Here is a 15,059-nt window from a genome sequence, read left to right on the forward strand (position 1 = left end):
ACGTTTCTATACAACTGCGTTATCCGGGCAGATAATGCATATGAAAGCATTGCCTTTCTTTTTCTATCTGTTCGCCCTTCTCAGCGCACCCGGACTCCCATATGTCTGACATCTCGGTCGCCACGCGCGCCGCGCGCCCCGCCGTTCACATCGGGGCACTCGGCGTTGCATCGCTTATCTTTCTCGCAGGGCTCGTCTACCTCGACGCAACCGTCAGCGGCCGCCAAGCCGCGCTGTGGATCGTCGGCGGCATGCTCGGTCTTACGCTCTATCACGCCTCGTTCGGCTTCACCTCGGCGTGGCGCCGGTTCATCTCCGATCGCCGGGGCGCCGGCCTGCGCGCGCAGATGGCGATGCTCGCGCTCGGCGTGGTGCTGTTCTTCCCCGCCCTGTCCTCGGGCACGTTGTTCGGCCATCCGGTTGCCGGTCACGTGCTGCCGGCGGGTACGTCGGTCGTCGTCGGCTCGTTCATCTTCGGCCTCGGCATGCAGCTCGGCGGAGGCTGTGCGTCCGGCACCCTGTTCGCGGTCGGCGGCGGCAATACGCGCATGATCGTTACATTGTTCTTCTTCGTCGTCGGCTCGCTGATCGGCACCGCGCACTTTGCATGGTGGACGTCGCTGCCGGCGCCCGAGCCGTTCTCGTTCATCAAGACGTTCGGCGTCGCTCCGGCTATCGCGATCAATCTCGCACTGTTCGCCGCGATTGCCGGAGTGACCGTCATCGTCGAAAGGCGTCGGCACGGCACGCTGCAAGCCGCCAATACGGCAGCGCGCGACGGCGGTCCCGTCTGGCTCGTGGGACCGTGGCCGATGTGGGTCGGTGCGATCGCGTTGGCCGTCCTCAACTTCGCCACGCTGGCGCTCGCCGGCCGGCCCTGGGGCATTACGTCCGCGTTCGCACTCTGGGGTGCGAAGGGGGCGGCGGCGCTCGGCGTAGACGTTGCAAGCTGGCCGTACTGGCAACATCAGGCCAAGGCGCTCGTTGCGCCGCTTCCGTTCGACGTAACGACGATCATGGACATCGCGATCATGATCGGCGCGCTTGCCGCTTCCGCGCTCGCGGGTCGCTTCCAGCCCGGCTGGCGCGTGCCGCCGCGTTCGCTGGCCGCAGCCGTGATCGGCGGCCTGCTGCTGGGGTACGGTGCGCGCCTTTCGTTCGGCTGCAACATCGGCGCGTATTTCAGCGGGATCGTTTCGGGCAGTCTGCACGGATGGCTATGGGCTGTCTGCGCATTCCTCGGCAGCGTGGTGGGGACGTACCTGCGGCCCGTTTTCGGGCTTCCGAACGAGAAGACCGTCAAAGCGGGGGCGTGCTGAAAAGCAGTATCCCCCGAGCGGCTCCCGGTTCGCATTGACGCGAAAGCCGCTTCATTCTCACCCTTGCACGGCTAGGAAGCGGGACGGCCGGGACGGGTTTCCCCGCAATGCCCGGCGCCCTCGCCGTGCGCCGCGCGATGCGGCGCTCGCGGGTAGGCTGCAAGACACAGCTCGTGCACCTCGGCGCGAAGCCAGCGATGCGCCGGATCGTGGTCGAGGCGCGGATGCCAGATCGCCGAAACGTTGAAGGCAGGTATCCGCAGAGGCAGCTCGAAGCTTTGCAAGCCGTTGCCCGACGCGTAATCGGGCATGAAGCGATTACCCAGGCAAGAATGCGGGACGACGGCGAGCAAGTCCGAGTGGCGAGCCACCTGCATCGCGCTCGTGTAGGACGGCACGATCATCGGCGCCTTGCGGCGAGACCCGGGCGGCTCGAGCAGCGCATCGACGGGGCCGTCCGCCTCGCCGGTGCGCGACGCCACCACGTGACCATATGCCGTCCATCGTTCTAAATCGACGGCCTCGCCGCTCAGCAGAGGATGGCCGATGCGACATACGCCGACGTAGCGATCCCGGAAGAGCAGCCGCGTGCGAACCTCGGGGGCCGAGGTCCTGACGATGCCGATCTCCAGATCGATCGCGCCCTCCCTCAGCGGCTGAGCGTTCCAATCAGGCTTCGGCGTGAAGCGAAGCTGTACGCCGGGTGCAATACAGCGGATCCGATCGAACAAGGCTGCGCCAAGCAGATCGATGAAGCCCTCGCCGGCTCGCAGCGTGAAGCGTTGACTGAGAGTCGCGATGTCGAGCGGGTGTTCCGCGCGGCTCAGCGCGGCCTGCGCTTCGCGAACGAGCATGGGGATGCGTTCGCTCAACTGCTCGGCATAAGGCGTGAGCACCAGTGTGCGGCCGGCTTGCAGCAGCAGGCGATCCCCGGTGGCCGCGCGCAGGCGCGCGAGCGTACGGCTCATGGCGGAAACGCTCAGATTCAGGCGACGGGCGGCTCCCGTCACACTGCGTTCGCTGAGCAAAGCATCGAGCGCATTCAGGAGGTTCAGGTCGACGCGTGACATGCTCCGCAGAATAATCCAAAACGCGCCGAGCCATGGCGTTGGGTGCAATCGTGGATTGCAGGGCCAGCGTCTGGTGCAAATCGAGCGCAATCCCGAGAATGCATGGAGTCGATCCAAACAGGAATAGCGCCATGCCCCACACCGCCGCCCCCCTTCATTGCCCCGCCGTTCTGCTCATCGGTGCCTCGCGCGGCCTCGGCCACGCGATGGCGGCCGAATTTCTGAAGAAAGGATGGCACGTCACCGGCACCGTGCGCGCCAGCGGCGGCCGCACACTGCTGCACGATCTGGCCGATGCCCACCCCGGCCGAATCGACATCGAGACGCTGGATATCACCCGGCCCGAGCAGATTCGCGCCTTGCGCGAACGCTTGGCCGGCCGGACATTCGATATGCTGTTCGTCAACGCCGGTACGACCAATCCCGACCCGACTCAGACCATCGGCGAAGTATCGACCGACGATTTCGTGGACCTGATGATCACCAACGCGCTCAGCCCGATGCGGGTGGTCGAACGTCTGTCCGATCTGGTCGCGCCGGCCGGGTTGATCGGGATCATGTCGTCCGGACAAGGCAGCATCGCCAACAATGAGTCCGGCCAGCGCGAGGTTTATCGCGGCAGCAAGGCGGCGCTGAACCAATTCATGCGCAGCTTCGCCGCGCGCGAGGCGGATTCGACGCGGGCCCTGGTGTTGATGGCGCCGGGATGGGTGCGCACCGAATTGGGCGGGCCCGAGGGACGATTGTCGATCGACGAGAGCGTGCCCGGAGTCGTGAATGTGCTCCTGAACAAGCTCGGGCGCCCCGGGCTCGAATACCTCGACTATCTTGGGCGGACTGTGCCGTGGTGAATGGGGGCGGCGGCAAACGGTTGTCTGCGTCGTCTATGCGGAACGGTCAGCGCATGCCGCCGCTCGCGACAATGTGCTCGCCCGTCAGCCAGCCCGAATCGTCGGACGCGAGGAATACCGCGATCGATGCGATATCGTCCGGCTGCCCCACCCGGCCGAGCGGCGTCTGGGTGATTGCCATTGCTTCGAAGTCGGAGCCTGCTATGCCGGCCGCGTGCGTGCCTTCCGTGATCACGATGCCCGGATTGATCGCGTTGACGCGGATTTTCCGCGGCCCGAGTTCGCGTGAGAGCACGCCGGTGATTGCATCGACGGCACCCTTCGTACCGCTGTAGACGGCACTTCCCGGCGGCGTGATCGTGGTCACAACCGAACTCACGTTGATGATGCTCGCGCCCTCGCCCAAGTGCTTCAGCGCCGCTTGTGTCGTCAACATCAGGCCCAGGACGTTGATATTGAACTGCCGGTGGAATTGCTCTTCGGTGAACGCTTCGATCGGCGCCAGCTCGTAGACGCCCGAATTGTTGACGAGGATATCGATGCGGCCATACGTTTCGATGGCCGCGTCGATGATGCCTTGTGCGTCCGCCGCTTTCGATACGTCACCGCCCACCGCAATCGCCCGGCCGTTGGCCGACGTAATCGCAGCGACGACCGCGTCGGCACCCGCCTTGCTGCTTGCGTAATTGACCACGACCGACGCCCCCTCGCTCGCGAGCGCCTTCGCGATACCCGCACCGATACCCTTCGACGCGCCCGTGACGACGGCCACTTTACCTGTGAGCTTGCCCATGTCCTTTTCTCCGATTGATCTGAAACCCTGAATTAAGCCGGCGGCTTGGCGTGCCCGCCGGCCTGCGGTGGATCAAATCTAGTCAGTCGATGGACGTCGATAAAGTGGCTCGAGGCGAATTGACTTGGAGGATCTTGCGAACAATCCCACTTCCGACGGTTCGGCGGAGCAAGCCGTTCGAAGTACGGCAAGCCGGTGGCAGCCCACGTCAGTCGCTGTATTTCCAGAAGTTGTAGTACTTGATCTGCCCCGCGGTCCATGGCAGCTGAACGTTGCGCGAGCCGCCTGCTTGCAGCGCCGGGAACGAGCAGCTCGTCGTGCATTGCTGCGTGCCGGTCTGATCGACACCGGCCGTAACCGTCTGCCTGCCGGGCCGCGCGTGCTCCCACCGTCACACCGCGCCACAGCGGACACCCGACTTCCGTTACGCGATGGGATCATCGCCCGCGGCGTTCACGCCAAGAAGCACATCGATTGCCGCGCGCCCGGCGACTTCGGCAATGAGGTATGCCCAACGGCGTGTATAGGGACCGTTGTGCAGCGAAATCTTGCCTCCGCGCTCACCCACGATACGAAGATTGTCGCCGCCCTTGATCTGAAACGTGACGTCGTAAAGATCCTCTGCGGACTGACTAAGCTCGACATGGATCTCCCATCCTCGGTACGCAATCATCCGATACATAAGACGCCCCGTGAGAGTCAGAGGCCAGCCAGTAACGAGAGCTGGTGTTCGCTTTCGGTGCCGCGCACCAGTGCGTAAACCCGCATCTCGGCCCGCTCGGCAGGTGCGATGGACTCAGTGCCGGAAAAGTCGTTCCATGACTCGTTCGCGATCGATGTGGGCGCACCGCGGCTCCTCGCGAACATGTGCAGCAGACGGCTTGCCTCGCGACGCAAAACACGGTGGTTAGCGTTCAGCACATACGGCTCGCAGCCCGCGCGCAGCACGAGGTAATGCGGAATCTCAGCGAGGTTGATTTGCACAGACAATACCGGTCTGGAGGAATCCCTGCGTTCGGCTCATCGCTTCGTCGCGCGGACTGCCGCTTGCCGCCGCGAGTCGGTTTTTTGCGAGAATGCGACGGTAAAAGAGGCGCGCAACGGCAGAGCCGGTCAGCCGCTTCAGTATGCTCGCAGCGCCCTCACATGTCTATGACGGAAGCTCCGGTCACCTTCCCGTCGATGATGTCTTTTCCCTGCTGCCGGGCGGCACGCCTCGCCACGCCTAGATCGGAAAACGCATCGGACTGGTTCAGTCGAAAAACACGGCTGGCGGGGGAGCCTTCCAGCGAGGCCGGACGACATATCCGCACTGCAATGTCATACCCTTCGGCGTAGCGGGAGTGTCCGTCAAAGCGATTGAACGTGCGGCGAAAGACAAGAGGATGAAGTTCGTACCCCTTGTAGAGAAGAAACACGGGCGTCAGCATGGGGGTCACTCCACAAGGGAAGGCCCACTATACCCCGGAACAGGCAGCACAGGGCGACGCATATTTTCCGAATTGCATTGACCGAAGGTGCCGGTACGCGTATGGTGAACCACGAAGTCCGCAAAGCGGGTCCTGTCCGCACTGTCATCCATCTTCTTTCCGATGACTGACGATGGCTCTCAGCCTCGTTCTTCCTCCGCCGCACGTAGGCGGCCCCCCTGAGAACGTTCGACGGTAACCGGGCCTGTCGGCGCTTGCCGATAGCACGCATGAAATCCCCTGGCGGGTCGGACACAAAACAGCCCGAATCATTGTCTCGCACGAGTTACAGCTTTCCCGCCGGAGAAGGTCCGGCCGGGCTGCATCGACTCGTTAATACAGCCGGTCAGGCGTTTCGGATATCGCCATCGACCGACATATGCAACGATCAAAAAACGGCTGCTCGCTGCGGCCCCAAGGAGTGATCTGATGAGCACCATCCGCCATTATCGAGGCCTCGATATATCTTTACTTGTGTATCCCCATCGCGCGACACAGGCTGGTTTTGGCCATAATTACGACGAAGGATTCGATGCGTCGATCCTTGTCAGCGAAGCCGATTCCGGGATGGACAGCGCGAGGAGTCGCGTTTTCCGCGTGCCAGGCGCGCGTCCATTTTCGAATACCGGCGACGCCAGGCGCGCCTGCGTGGCCTACGCTGAAATGTTGATCGATGCGGGCAGCGGCTCCGGTCGAGCGATCTGGGAACCGCTATGAACGGTCCTGCGATTCAATCGCACCGGGCGGCGGTAAGTCGCGGCGCCAATGGACATCGATAATCTGCCAAACGGCACCGCAGCCGGCTCGCGATGCCACCGTTCCGTCGCACAGCCATGCTGCGCCCCGTGGCCGCTCTCCTCAAACGGCCAAAAACGATGTGGAAACGTTGACTCCGCAGGCGTCGATGGCTATCCCTACCTTCCCAAGCCCCTGCGCGTTGATTAGAACCACTAATCATGCGCCTTCTCACGTCGGGTTTTCTGCCGGCCCCACGTAGTCCCACTGTTCACGCTGATGCCCGGTTTTCACGACAGAAACCTTTGGACGTCGCACGGGCGAGATGCTCGCGTTCGACTCCTCGCCGGCGAAAAGACACCGCCACAAGTAGCCGCTCGCTGGCGACGATCGGTGTATTCGGCCCACGCTCACGTGATCAAGGCCGCCGCATCTTCGCCTGATTCGTATCCTGGTACGTCTTCGAGAAATAACAGCAGCTTGTCGGTGAATTCCGTCCGCGAAAGGTCGCTGCCAAAGACTTCGCGGATCGCGACGGCCAGTTCGCGAATCTGCTCGATGGTCAGCGGCGGGAAATTGTTGGGGTGTTCGGTGTCGTCCATGCGGCGACTATTCCGGCTATGCCCCGATCGTAACAACGAGGGCATCCCACTCTACGTAGCGGGGGTATGAGGCACGGCAGCTGGGCTGGCTGGCGCGCTTGCCCGGTGTAGCCCGCCCTGTCTATTCTCAGATGAATCGACTTCTGATACGTTCTCGCCCTGATTGACTCCGAGGACCAAGACGTGTCGAAAAACACCTACACATACGGCATACACACAAACCTTACGCCACCGCAATTGTTCTTCCTCGTTATGCTCGACGAGGCCCGCAAAGCACTTCGGTGCTGACGAGCTAACCGGGCTGGCACTGCTGATCATCGGCTGGCCTTTCCTTCCCACGAGGCGCAAGCCAAAGGGTGCAACGATCGGCACGTCGATAGCATCACGGGTGGCACGCAGGCACCTCGACTTCAAGATAGAAAAGGACATCCTGCCGACGCTCACGCTGGGCAGCGTGCGGCGCCTCAAAATTCTTTGGACGCGTAACATCGGCGTCTTCGTCGGTCGCACCGTCCCGATCATCGGCGAAGTCATCCTCGCCTACGACGTGTCGGTAATCAGCTACCGCAGCGCCGTTCATTACAACCAGCTCGTGAGACCCGAGGACCGCCTATGAGCAATTCGCTGCTGCTCGAAGAAGTCGAATCGTTCGTGCGCAAGGAGCGCGGCGTGTCGAAGAGCAAGGTCATCACCGCGGCCACGACGCTTGAAGACGACCTCGGCATCACTGGCATCGAAGGTGAAATGTTCATGGAAGCCTTCTTTGCCCGCTTCAAGGTCGACGAAGGCGATTTTTCGTCGGCGCGCTACTTCATGGACGAGGGATCCGGCCTTCTGCTCATGCTCGTCACAGCCCTGTCGCGAAAGCGGCGGAAGGCGCTCGATCGCATTCCTATCACGGTCGGCATGCTCGTCACGGCTGCTCGCCTGGGCAAGTGGGATTCCGCGAAGGTCGAGAACGGTCGCTTGTGACGAACCATCGGGAAGGCGACAGGCGATTTCGGTATTGGTGAACAAGACAGATGTCACAATTGACGCCCATCGACCCGTAGCTGTCATTCATAGCTTAGAAGCGAATGTCCGTGTTGCACAAGGTAGCTGACATTTGGCGACACAGTATCGGAAAGCTGCTCTGGGTCAAAATGATTCCTGTTTGATCGGTACAACCGTGGGGGGACGGATGTTCTGGAATACAGATTCCTAGAAAATCGGCTTTGCCCCAATGCGAAACGAAGGAGGCGAGATGTCATCAGAGGAAAGAATGGTCATCAACATGCAAAGGGTCGAACCGAGTCAAACGTCAGGAACTCTGCCGGATGGCCAGGTTCATATGTACGCCGTCCGTCACGAAAGTGCACGGCGTTGGGTAGACCTCAGTCTTCATCTCTCCGATCTCGAGGTCACTCTCGGTTGGCTGGAACTTCTCACTCACAAGCACACTCAGCGAACGCCAGAAGCAGATGCCCTGTGGACGGCGGCGCTCGCCATGTTCTTCAAGTGCTTCAAACGCAGCGCAAGTCGGAGCAAGCTTGATGCAGCAGTGGTCTTAGCGAACGAGCCAGAGGAGGGCCGCGCACAGTTTGCTGTTCTCCAAGCATTGAGGGATAAAACCGTTGTACATGATGAAAATGCGTACACGCAAGGTGCCGTGTTGGTGCCGGTTGCCAACCCCGATGGACCAGTGGCGCGAGTGGGCCCACCAGTTGTGACTCTCTTTAAGGCATCAACGCTCGATGATTGGCACATCAGCAATCTACGGCTACTTACATTGGCATCTATCACTTACGTGAAATCTGCCATGGCAGATGTTTCAGCAGAAGTCGAGGCCTACATACGTTCAGCCTCCCGTGCCGATATCGTGGCCGCAGGCCCGTACCACTACACATCACCTTCCGTAGACACTGCAAGCCAGCGCAGGGGAAAATGATCAAGAAGCTCGTCATGAACGGCTGGAGCTAGACGATAGCAGATGCACAGTTCTGCCTCCGCCAATGACAGCTATTGGCCGATCCCGGACGGCCGCACCCGTCTCCCGCGATGCCACCGGCCCGCCATCGAGTCACGCCAGTTTCGATGCCAGCGACCGCGACACCCCCCTCCCCAACCAGACAAAAACCCTGTAGAATCACCGACTCTGCGGGCGTCGTATAATGGCTATTACCCTAGCTTCCCAAGCTAGAGACGTGGGTTCGATTCCCATCGCCCGCTCCACTACGGCAACAGGCCTTACCTCATAGGCTGGCTGCGCTGGTCCCGCCCGCCAAGCTCGCCGCCCCTCGAGCGTCCATCGCCAGACTCGCCCTCGAATCGAATTCCCTGCCTTCAGGCTTACCGCGCTTGTCTGCTCGGCATTGCCCAACATCCGTTTCAATCGATCAACAAAGCCGTGGCCCCCGGCCTTGTCATCCGCCGCATTGAACAAGCTTAGCGGGCCGCGCGCAAGCAGGGCCCGCATCAGTCGGAACGTTGCCGCTCAAGCCAACGTCGAGACGAGGCTACCAACGGTCAGAATCGGCCCGGCACCCTTGAGCGTATCCGCCAGCGTCTGCACGAACGACTGAAGCGACGTGCCGGAGCTGCTGCCGCCGAGAGCACTGAGCAGTGACGAGAAATCCGATTCGAGCGAGGAAAGCGTCGACGAGGAGGACGGCGAGGACGAACTCGTGTCGGTGCTCGAATCGCTCGTGCCGGCCGACGCGGTCGAGTCGGTGGACCACGTAGACGAATCAGCCGAGCCGGACGAACCCAACGCTTTCGCGAGCGCGTTCAGCGCCCCACCGATATCGCCCGGGCCGCCACCGGGTCCGCCACCGGGTCCGCCACCATAAAGCGGCGGCGGCGGCGGCATGGAACCGGTGGTCGCCGAATCGCTCGAGTTGCCGGCCGTCGCATCCGAACTCGAAGTCGAGTTCGGCGCCTGCATCGTACTCGCCGCCTGAAAAAGCGCGCCTAGAAAGGCCTGAAGCGCTTCAGAAACCGAACTCGCCGACGACGAAGAGTCCGTGCTCGAAGACGACGACGTATCCGCGCCGCTCGAAGTCGAGGAATCGGTCGAGCTCGTCGAGCCCGACAACGTACTCGACGAAATTCCAAGCTTGGTCAGTGCGGCTTCGATCGCCGCAAGCAGCGGATTCGAGTCTGAGGACGAGGTGGAGGAAGTCGTCGTCGAGTCGAGCGACGACCTCCCGCCCGACGTTCCGCTCCTTTCGATTGCCCACAAATTGCTCAGCGAACTGGAGCTGGCGACAGTTTGAATGCTCATGGCAAATGCACTCCTTACGAATTGAACATTCATCGTAAGGAATTGGAACACTCTCTAATGCCTCGGTAAGAGAGCGTTTCCTCGCAATTGTTACGAGACGGTAAGGACTGGAAAGATTCGGGGCGAGCAGGCCGGCGCAAACACGCCCGCTTGTGATCGACCCTATGCTACGCATGCCCGCTTGCCGCCCGCGCTCGCTCAGGCTGGCTGATCGAGACTCACTCGAGCCCGGCGACGCGTCCGCCAGCCAACGCCGCATCCGCCGAGCCACCGAGAAACAGCGCGGCAATCAGCTCCGTGCGACTCGACACGCCCGCCTTTCTGAAAATCCGCAGCAGATGCGTCTTGACCGTCGTCGGCTCGAGCGCGAGCGATCGGCCGATCTCCTTGTTGGAAAGGCCCGTGCGAACGAGGCGGGCAATCTGCTGCTCGCGATGCGTCAACGGCTTGCTGCCAGCCGGCAAGGGCCGCGGCGCAAGCGCGCTTTGCCACCGCGGCATCAGCGCCGCTTCGAGTAACGGCTGCACCGCCTCCACGCTCTCGATCTCGCGTGGCGAAAATGGCTCGTCCGGCGCCATGCGCAACAATGAAAACGCGCCCACCACTCCTTCCCCCTTGCGCAGCCATACCTCCATGACATCCACCACGTCATAGCGCGAAAGAAAGCTGGACCAGTACGCCGAGCGCTCGCGAAGCGGACGCGGCAAAGCGCGATCAAGCATGAGAACGCGGTCCGCCGGCGATGTCAGACGCGCGGGATGCTGCGGGTCGATCCGGCAATAGCGTTCCAGATAGCTTCGATGCATGGGCTCGGCCAAGCCGAACAACTCGAAGCCGCAAGGCTCGCGATCCGGCCCGACCTGATAAAAGACACTGGCCGACGGGCGCGCCAGCCGGCTCAATGTCGCCACGCCGAGTTCGAGCGCGCGCCGAGCCTCGCCCGCGCCGACAGCGCGATGCCCCTCGCCTGCGCATCGCTCGACGGGCGCCGTAACGGGTTGACTCGACATGGCGGTTCTCGAAATCGTGATGCCTCGGCCGATACTACCGAGCCGCGCTCGCGTGCGTTATCACAAATCGGCAATGCGGCCGGCAGCACACCGGCACGTCGTCATCCTTTTGGTCGATTTCTCCCGGCCATCGCCCCTCCTAGACTGAGGCTCGAATCCCTCTCGAACGGAAAACCTCATGTCGTCCCCACGCACCATCGTCATTACAGGCGCCGGTACAGGTATCGGCGCCGCCTGCGCGAAGCGCTTCGCACGAGCCGACGAACGCGTCGTCCTCATCGGCCGCAGACGCGCACCGCTCGAACACATCGCTCGCGAGACGGGCGGCCGCATACTCGCAGGCGATGCAGCGAGTTCGAAGGACTGGGCCGGGTTCCTCGACGCAATCCGGCACGACGGCAGCCGTGTCGATGCCCTCATCGCCTGTGCGGGCGGCCACGGCCTCGGCTCCGCCACCGAGACCGACGACGCGGCCTGGGCCACGGCCATGCGTGCGAATCTCGATACAGCGTTCGTCAGCGCGCGCGCATGCCTGCCCGATCTCGTCGAGCAACGCGGCGCCATCGTGCTCATCGCTTCGATCGCATCGCTCGCCGCAGGCCCCGCAGTGTGCGGTTACACCACGGCCAAGCACGCCCTGCTGGGCCTCACGCGCTCGCTAGCGCGCGACTACGGCCCCGCGGGCGTGCGCGTCAATGCGGTCTGCCCCGGCTGGGTCCGCACACCGATGGCCGACGAGGAAATGCAGCCCTTCATGGATCTATGCAACGATTCGCTCGACGCCGCCTACCGGCGCGTCTGTGCGGACGTGTCGTTGCGGCGCCCTGCCGAGCCCGATGAAATCGCAGCCGTATGCGCGTTCCTCGCTTCGCCCGAGGCCTCGATCGTAACCGGCGCCACGCTGGTCGCCGACGGCGGGTCCTCGATCGTCGACGTCCCCACGCTTGCGTTCGATCATCTGCAGGCAGGCACGTCGTGATCGCGCCCGTCAGTAGCCGAAGGCGGCCGACGATTCGGGCAGCGTCGCCCCACCATCGACGACGATAGTCTGCCCCGTGACATAGGCACCCGCATCGGAGGCGAGATAGAGCATGGCCCCGGCGATGTCGCCCGGCTCGCCGAGCCGGCCGAGCGGTACGGCGCGCGCGATGCGCTCGGCAAGCGCCGTATCGCCGAGATTACCCATCGCCGGCGTGAGAATCATGCCCGGCTCCACGCCATTCACGGTGATGCGCTCGCAGGCCAGCTCGAGCGCCGCGGCACGGATGAATCCATTCACCCCGGCCTTCGATGCCGCGTAGTGCGCAAGCCCCGGGTAAGCGACGCGCGGCCCCGTCACCGACGAAGTCACGAGTATCCGCCCCGCGCCTCGCCGCCTGAAAGCAGGCAACGCCGACTGCGCAAGCCAGAATGGCGCAGCCAGGTTCACGCCGAACGTACGCTCGAGCATCGTCGGCGTAATCTCCGCGAACGGCGTCAACGGGAAATAGGCCGCGTTATGGACGACGACGTCGAGCCCGCCGAACGCGGTTTCGACCTCGAAGACGAGCTGCGCAATTTGCGCGCGCTCCGCCACATCGACCTGCCACGCGCGGGCGGCACCGCCGATGCCCTCGATACTTGCCGCCGCGGCCTCGGCCGCGGCGCCCTGGATATCGGCAATCGCAACGTTCGCGCCGCACGCCGCGAACGCTTGTACGATTCCAAAGCCGATCCCTTGCGCCCCGCCCGTGACCAGCACCGTTTTTCCGGCGAATGCGTCGCGCGCGAATGCGCTCTGCAAGACAGGGCTCATCGCGGATACCTCGTCGCGTTCAGCACCTGCGCGAGTGCCCCCACCGGGAAATTCGACAACGCACCAAAGTTACTGCCCTCGTAGCCAAGAACTTTTCCGTCCGTCTTCATACGCTCGAGATCGATCATGATCACGCCGAGCGTCGGCACGATTTTCTCGCACCATACGAACAGATACAGTTTTTCGGCAATGCCGATCGTATGGCAGCGGTCCACATCCGCCAGCCCCGCCTCCACCCCGGACAGGCAGTGCCACGCGTAGAAGTGGGCGTTCAGATAAATGTGCTCGTATCGCTCGCTCGCGCTGTAGTCGTACAGATTCCTCAGACCAATCAGTTCGTCGCTGGCGCGATGCAGGGGTGCCTGCGCACGCGCCCCCTCTCTCACGACTCGCCCGTGACGAATGTCGGCCACCACGCCGGTCAACGGCAGGCCACGCTCCACGCGGGTAAACGCACCGAGACGGGCCTCGTTCTCGCCCGGCAGGCTGCCCGTGACGATGGTGCAAAGGCCGAGCGGCTCGTCGAGCACGATGCTCGTCGTGCGGGGCCGCCCGGCAGTGCCCCCATCGGTGCCGCCATCGGTGCCGCCAGCCGGATCGACAAAATCGATCAAATAGTAGCCGGGTCGAATCGACGTCACGCGGCACGGATATTCGCCCTGCTCTGCTCGAATCAAGCCTCCGGCCAGGAACGAGAAAACGCGCGTTTGCCGCGGATCGTCGTCGAGCATGACTTGCAGCACACGGCCGTTCAAATCCTCGATCGGCTCGAGAACGTTGCTTGCAGGGGCAAACCCTTCGGCCAGGGCACCGACCTGGATAAATGCGGGTTGAGACATCGGACGACTCCCGAAATCGTTGAGATACCTCCGCCCGGATCGCGAGGCGCCGCCGGGCAGTACGTGACGTCACTCTACGTTTGCCGCTCGCGCCACGGCATCGACCAAAAGGATGACGAGACAGGCCGCGGGCTCAGGGCAACAACTTATTGAACATAACTTTTTGGCCGTGGAGGATCGAATCGGCTCAATTTCCGCCCGGCTTGCCGCGAACGACGATGGAATGCATCGCCCCGCCGTACACCGCGTCTCCGGGCGGCCCCGCCGGCGCGCCGCATGCCTGCCCTCCATTTGCTTTGCAGCGCTTCGTCTGCGACGACGTGGACGCACTCGCCGAGTCCATGAGCGGCTGGTCCCTCCAGATGGATCAGCTCGCGCCGGGACCATTCCATGGCACGGTCGACCACCTTCGACTTGCCGGCATGCACCTCGTGCGCGAACGTGTGAATCGCGCACTGCTCAAGCGCGGCACCATGGCCGGCGAGACGACTTCGTTCAGCATTCCGCTCGAAACGGCCGGTGCCGGCTATTGCGGCGGGACGGCGCTCGGCGACAGGATGCTGCTCGTCTCGACCGGCCAGGCGCTGCCGGAATTGCGCACGCCCGATCGGCACGACATTGCCGTGCTGACGGTACCGACGGCGGCGCTGGAAGCACTGGCCTCGCTGGATGAGAATGACGCCTGCCCCGCGCTATCGAACGAGGCCTGCCTGATCAGGCTCGGCGCACGGCGCTATGAGGCACTGAAGGCCTTTTTGCTGGCAAGCTTCGAGGCGGCCGAAGCCGTCAGCCCCACGCCCGCCCACGCACAGGCCGGCAAAACACTGCACGATGCGTTGCTGTTCGAGCTGGCCGATCTCGTGACCGCCGCCACCGGCACTGTACGGCTCGATCCGACGGCACGCCGGCGCATCGTGGACCGCGTTCGCGAACTCGTGACCGCGAAGCCCGACGAGCCGCTCACCGTGCTCGACATCTGCCGCGCAGTCGGCACGAGCCGCCGCAAGCTCCAATACTGTTTCGAAGAAATGCTCGGCACGCACCCCGCGTACTACCTGCGGGTGCTGCGCCTGAATGCGGTACGCCGCGAATTGCGCCGACACTCGCCGGCTACCGCTTCCGTGGGCGATGTTGCCTACCGCTGGGGTTTTCCGCATCTGAGCCGGTTCGCCAATCACTACCGGCACCTCTTCGGCGAATTGCCATCGGACACGCTCAAACGGCCGCCTCGATAATTACCAAAAGCGGATAACGCCCGGGATTTTGAAGTTCCTAGACTCCGTACACGCTTTCTAACGGTACGGGGATGGAACG

General features: G+C 63.1%; 18 protein-coding genes, 1 tRNA gene and 1 pseudogene. 10 read left to right on the plus strand and 10 right to left on the minus strand.

Annotated elements, in window-relative coordinates; translation table 11 throughout:
• The first annotated feature begins 101 nt into the window (after positions 1–101).
• On the plus strand, positions 102–1,319 hold the full coding sequence (locus U0034_RS04675; protein WP_085223884.1) for a YeeE/YedE family protein: 1,218 nt from the start codon (positions 102–104) through the stop codon (positions 1,317–1,319).
• A gap of 71 nt (positions 1,320–1,390) precedes the next feature.
• On the opposite strand, the gene U0034_RS04680 is transcribed toward U0034_RS04675, so the two are convergent.
• Entirely contained in the window at positions 1,391–2,389 is a 999-nt protein-coding gene (locus U0034_RS04680) for a LysR family transcriptional regulator (RefSeq protein ID WP_085223882.1), read from the minus strand.
• 131 nt (positions 2,390–2,520) lie between these two features.
• Between U0034_RS04680 and U0034_RS04685 the strand changes: the two genes are divergently transcribed.
• On the plus strand, positions 2,521–3,240 hold the full coding sequence (locus U0034_RS04685) for an SDR family NAD(P)-dependent oxidoreductase (RefSeq protein ID WP_085223880.1): 720 nt from the start codon (positions 2,521–2,523) through the stop codon (positions 3,238–3,240).
• Between the two features lie 46 nt (positions 3,241–3,286).
• On the opposite strand, the gene U0034_RS04690 is transcribed toward U0034_RS04685, so the two are convergent.
• The 4 genes from U0034_RS04690 to U0034_RS04705 form a co-directional block, all read right to left on the minus strand.
• Positions 3,287–4,033, minus strand: coding sequence for a glucose 1-dehydrogenase (locus tag U0034_RS04690; protein ID WP_085223878.1), 747 nt, complete (start codon positions 4,031–4,033; stop codon positions 3,287–3,289).
• 424 nt (positions 4,034–4,457) lie between these two features.
• Positions 4,458–4,715 (minus strand): hypothetical protein, encoded by a 258-nt coding sequence (locus U0034_RS04695; RefSeq protein WP_085223875.1) that lies wholly within the window; start codon positions 4,713–4,715, stop codon positions 4,458–4,460.
• A 17-nt stretch (positions 4,716–4,732) separates the two neighbouring features.
• Positions 4,733–5,017, minus strand: a complete 285-nt coding sequence (locus U0034_RS04700) for a hypothetical protein (RefSeq protein WP_085223873.1) — start codon at positions 5,015–5,017, stop codon at positions 4,733–4,735.
• A 158-nt stretch (positions 5,018–5,175) separates the two neighbouring features.
• Positions 5,176–5,463, minus strand: a complete 288-nt coding sequence (locus U0034_RS04705; protein ID WP_085223871.1) for a hypothetical protein — start codon at positions 5,461–5,463, stop codon at positions 5,176–5,178.
• 468 nt (positions 5,464–5,931) lie between these two features.
• Here U0034_RS04705 and U0034_RS04710 point away from each other — a divergent pair, with 468 nt between their 5' ends.
• Positions 5,932–6,219, plus strand: coding sequence for a hypothetical protein (locus U0034_RS04710; RefSeq protein ID WP_085223869.1), 288 nt, complete (start codon positions 5,932–5,934; stop codon positions 6,217–6,219).
• A 428-nt stretch (positions 6,220–6,647) separates the two neighbouring features.
• Here the strand turns inward: U0034_RS04710 and U0034_RS04715 are convergent, their stop codons facing one another.
• A complete protein-coding gene (locus U0034_RS04715) occupies positions 6,648–6,839 on the minus strand; it encodes a hypothetical protein (protein WP_085223867.1) in 192 nt (63 codons plus the stop codon).
• Positions 6,840–7,022: 183 nt separating this feature from the next.
• On the opposite strand from U0034_RS04715, the pseudogene U0034_RS29210 reads away from it, so the two are divergent.
• The 4 genes and pseudogenes from U0034_RS29210 to U0034_RS04735 all read left to right on the plus strand — a co-directional run bounded on the left by U0034_RS29210 (position 7,023) and on the right by U0034_RS04735 (position 9,050).
• Positions 7,023–7,455 (plus strand): annotated as a pseudogene (locus U0034_RS29210) (STM2901 family protein).
• The gene (locus U0034_RS04725) at positions 7,452–7,811 is read left to right on the plus strand and encodes a DUF1493 family protein (protein WP_085223865.1); all 360 of its coding nucleotides are present in this window, start codon (positions 7,452–7,454) and stop codon (positions 7,809–7,811) included. The pseudogene U0034_RS29210 and the gene U0034_RS04725 overlap by 4 nt, the downstream one beginning before the upstream one ends.
• A gap of 271 nt (positions 7,812–8,082) precedes the next feature.
• Entirely contained in the window at positions 8,083–8,766 is a 684-nt protein-coding gene (locus tag U0034_RS04730) for a hypothetical protein (protein WP_139831103.1), read from the plus strand.
• 209 nt (positions 8,767–8,975) lie between these two features.
• Positions 8,976–9,050 (plus strand) — tRNA-Gly (locus U0034_RS04735).
• A 262-nt stretch (positions 9,051–9,312) separates the two neighbouring features.
• Here U0034_RS04735 and U0034_RS04740 read toward each other — a convergent pair.
• Positions 9,313–9,687, minus strand: coding sequence for a hypothetical protein (locus U0034_RS04740; protein ID WP_085223863.1), 375 nt, complete (start codon positions 9,685–9,687; stop codon positions 9,313–9,315).
• A gap of 154 nt (positions 9,688–9,841) precedes the next feature.
• On the opposite strand from U0034_RS04740, the gene U0034_RS04745 reads away from it, so the two are divergent.
• The gene (locus U0034_RS04745; protein ID WP_085223861.1) at positions 9,842–10,093 is read left to right on the plus strand and encodes a hypothetical protein; all 252 of its coding nucleotides are present in this window, start codon (positions 9,842–9,844) and stop codon (positions 10,091–10,093) included.
• Between the two features lie 226 nt (positions 10,094–10,319).
• On the opposite strand, the gene U0034_RS04750 is transcribed toward U0034_RS04745, so the two are convergent.
• Positions 10,320–11,111, minus strand: coding sequence for a helix-turn-helix transcriptional regulator (locus U0034_RS04750; protein ID WP_085223859.1), 792 nt, complete (start codon positions 11,109–11,111; stop codon positions 10,320–10,322).
• Between the two features lie 178 nt (positions 11,112–11,289).
• On the opposite strand from U0034_RS04750, the gene U0034_RS04755 reads away from it, so the two are divergent.
• Positions 11,290–12,090 carry an SDR family NAD(P)-dependent oxidoreductase gene (locus U0034_RS04755; protein WP_085223857.1) on the plus strand — a complete coding sequence of 267 codons (801 nt, stop codon included), beginning with the start codon at positions 11,290–11,292 and terminating at the stop codon, positions 12,088–12,090.
• Positions 12,091–12,099: 9 nt separating this feature from the next.
• Here U0034_RS04755 and U0034_RS04760 read toward each other — a convergent pair whose 3' ends face one another.
• Positions 12,100–12,906, minus strand: coding sequence for an SDR family oxidoreductase (locus tag U0034_RS04760; protein ID WP_085223855.1), 807 nt, complete (start codon positions 12,904–12,906; stop codon positions 12,100–12,102).
• Positions 12,903–13,745, minus strand: coding sequence for a MoaF C-terminal domain-containing protein (locus tag U0034_RS04765; RefSeq protein ID WP_085223853.1), 843 nt, complete (start codon positions 13,743–13,745; stop codon positions 12,903–12,905). The genes U0034_RS04760 and U0034_RS04765 overlap by 4 nt, the downstream gene beginning before the upstream one ends.
• A gap of 218 nt (positions 13,746–13,963) precedes the next feature.
• Between U0034_RS04765 and U0034_RS04770 the strand changes: the two genes are divergently transcribed.
• Complete coding sequence (locus U0034_RS04770; protein ID WP_085223851.1) at positions 13,964–14,980, plus strand: helix-turn-helix domain-containing protein; 1,017 nt, start codon at positions 13,964–13,966, stop codon at positions 14,978–14,980.
• Positions 14,981–15,059: the final 79 nt, after the last annotated feature.

The sequence above is a fragment of the Trinickia caryophylli genome, from assembly GCF_034424545.1.
Lineage (GTDB): Bacteria > Pseudomonadota > Gammaproteobacteria > Burkholderiales > Burkholderiaceae > Trinickia > Trinickia caryophylli.

Bases quoted from the DNA above. Each gene is read 5' to 3' on its own strand.
- U0034_RS04715 (WP_085223867.1), bottom strand. From the start codon at position 6,839: ATGGACGACACCGAACACCCCAACAATTTCCCGCCGCTGACCATCGAG.
- U0034_RS04760 (WP_085223855.1), bottom strand. From the start codon at position 12,906: ATGAGCCCTGTCTTGCAGAGCGCATTCGCGCGCGACGCATTCGCCGGA.
- U0034_RS04675 (WP_085223884.1), top strand. From the start codon at position 102: ATGTCTGACATCTCGGTCGCCACGCGCGCCGCGCGCCCCGCCGTTCAC.
- U0034_RS04750 (WP_085223859.1), bottom strand. From the start codon at position 11,111: ATGTCGAGTCAACCCGTTACGGCGCCCGTCGAGCGATGCGCAGGCGAG.
- U0034_RS04680 (WP_085223882.1), bottom strand. From the start codon at position 2,389: ATGTCACGCGTCGACCTGAACCTCCTGAATGCGCTCGATGCTTTGCTC.
- U0034_RS04695 (WP_085223875.1), bottom strand. From the start codon at position 4,715: ATGTATCGGATGATTGCGTACCGAGGATGGGAGATCCATGTCGAGCTT.
- U0034_RS04765 (WP_085223853.1), bottom strand. From the start codon at position 13,745: ATGTCTCAACCCGCATTTATCCAGGTCGGTGCCCTGGCCGAAGGGTTT.
- U0034_RS04730 (WP_139831103.1), top strand. From the start codon at position 8,083: ATGTCATCAGAGGAAAGAATGGTCATCAACATGCAAAGGGTCGAACCG.
- U0034_RS04710 (WP_085223869.1), top strand. From the start codon at position 5,932: ATGAGCACCATCCGCCATTATCGAGGCCTCGATATATCTTTACTTGTG.
- U0034_RS04740 (WP_085223863.1), bottom strand. From the start codon at position 9,687: ATGCCGCCGCCGCCGCCGCTTTATGGTGGCGGACCCGGTGGCGGACCC.
- U0034_RS04725 (WP_085223865.1), top strand. From the start codon at position 7,452: ATGAGCAATTCGCTGCTGCTCGAAGAAGTCGAATCGTTCGTGCGCAAG.
- U0034_RS04690 (WP_085223878.1), bottom strand. From the start codon at position 4,033: ATGGGCAAGCTCACAGGTAAAGTGGCCGTCGTCACGGGCGCGTCGAAG.
- U0034_RS04705 (WP_085223871.1), bottom strand. From the start codon at position 5,463: ATGCTGACGCCCGTGTTTCTTCTCTACAAGGGGTACGAACTTCATCCT.
- U0034_RS04770 (WP_085223851.1), top strand. From the start codon at position 13,964: ATGGAATGCATCGCCCCGCCGTACACCGCGTCTCCGGGCGGCCCCGCC.
- U0034_RS04685 (WP_085223880.1), top strand. From the start codon at position 2,521: ATGCCCCACACCGCCGCCCCCCTTCATTGCCCCGCCGTTCTGCTCATC.
- U0034_RS04755 (WP_085223857.1), top strand. From the start codon at position 11,290: ATGTCGTCCCCACGCACCATCGTCATTACAGGCGCCGGTACAGGTATC.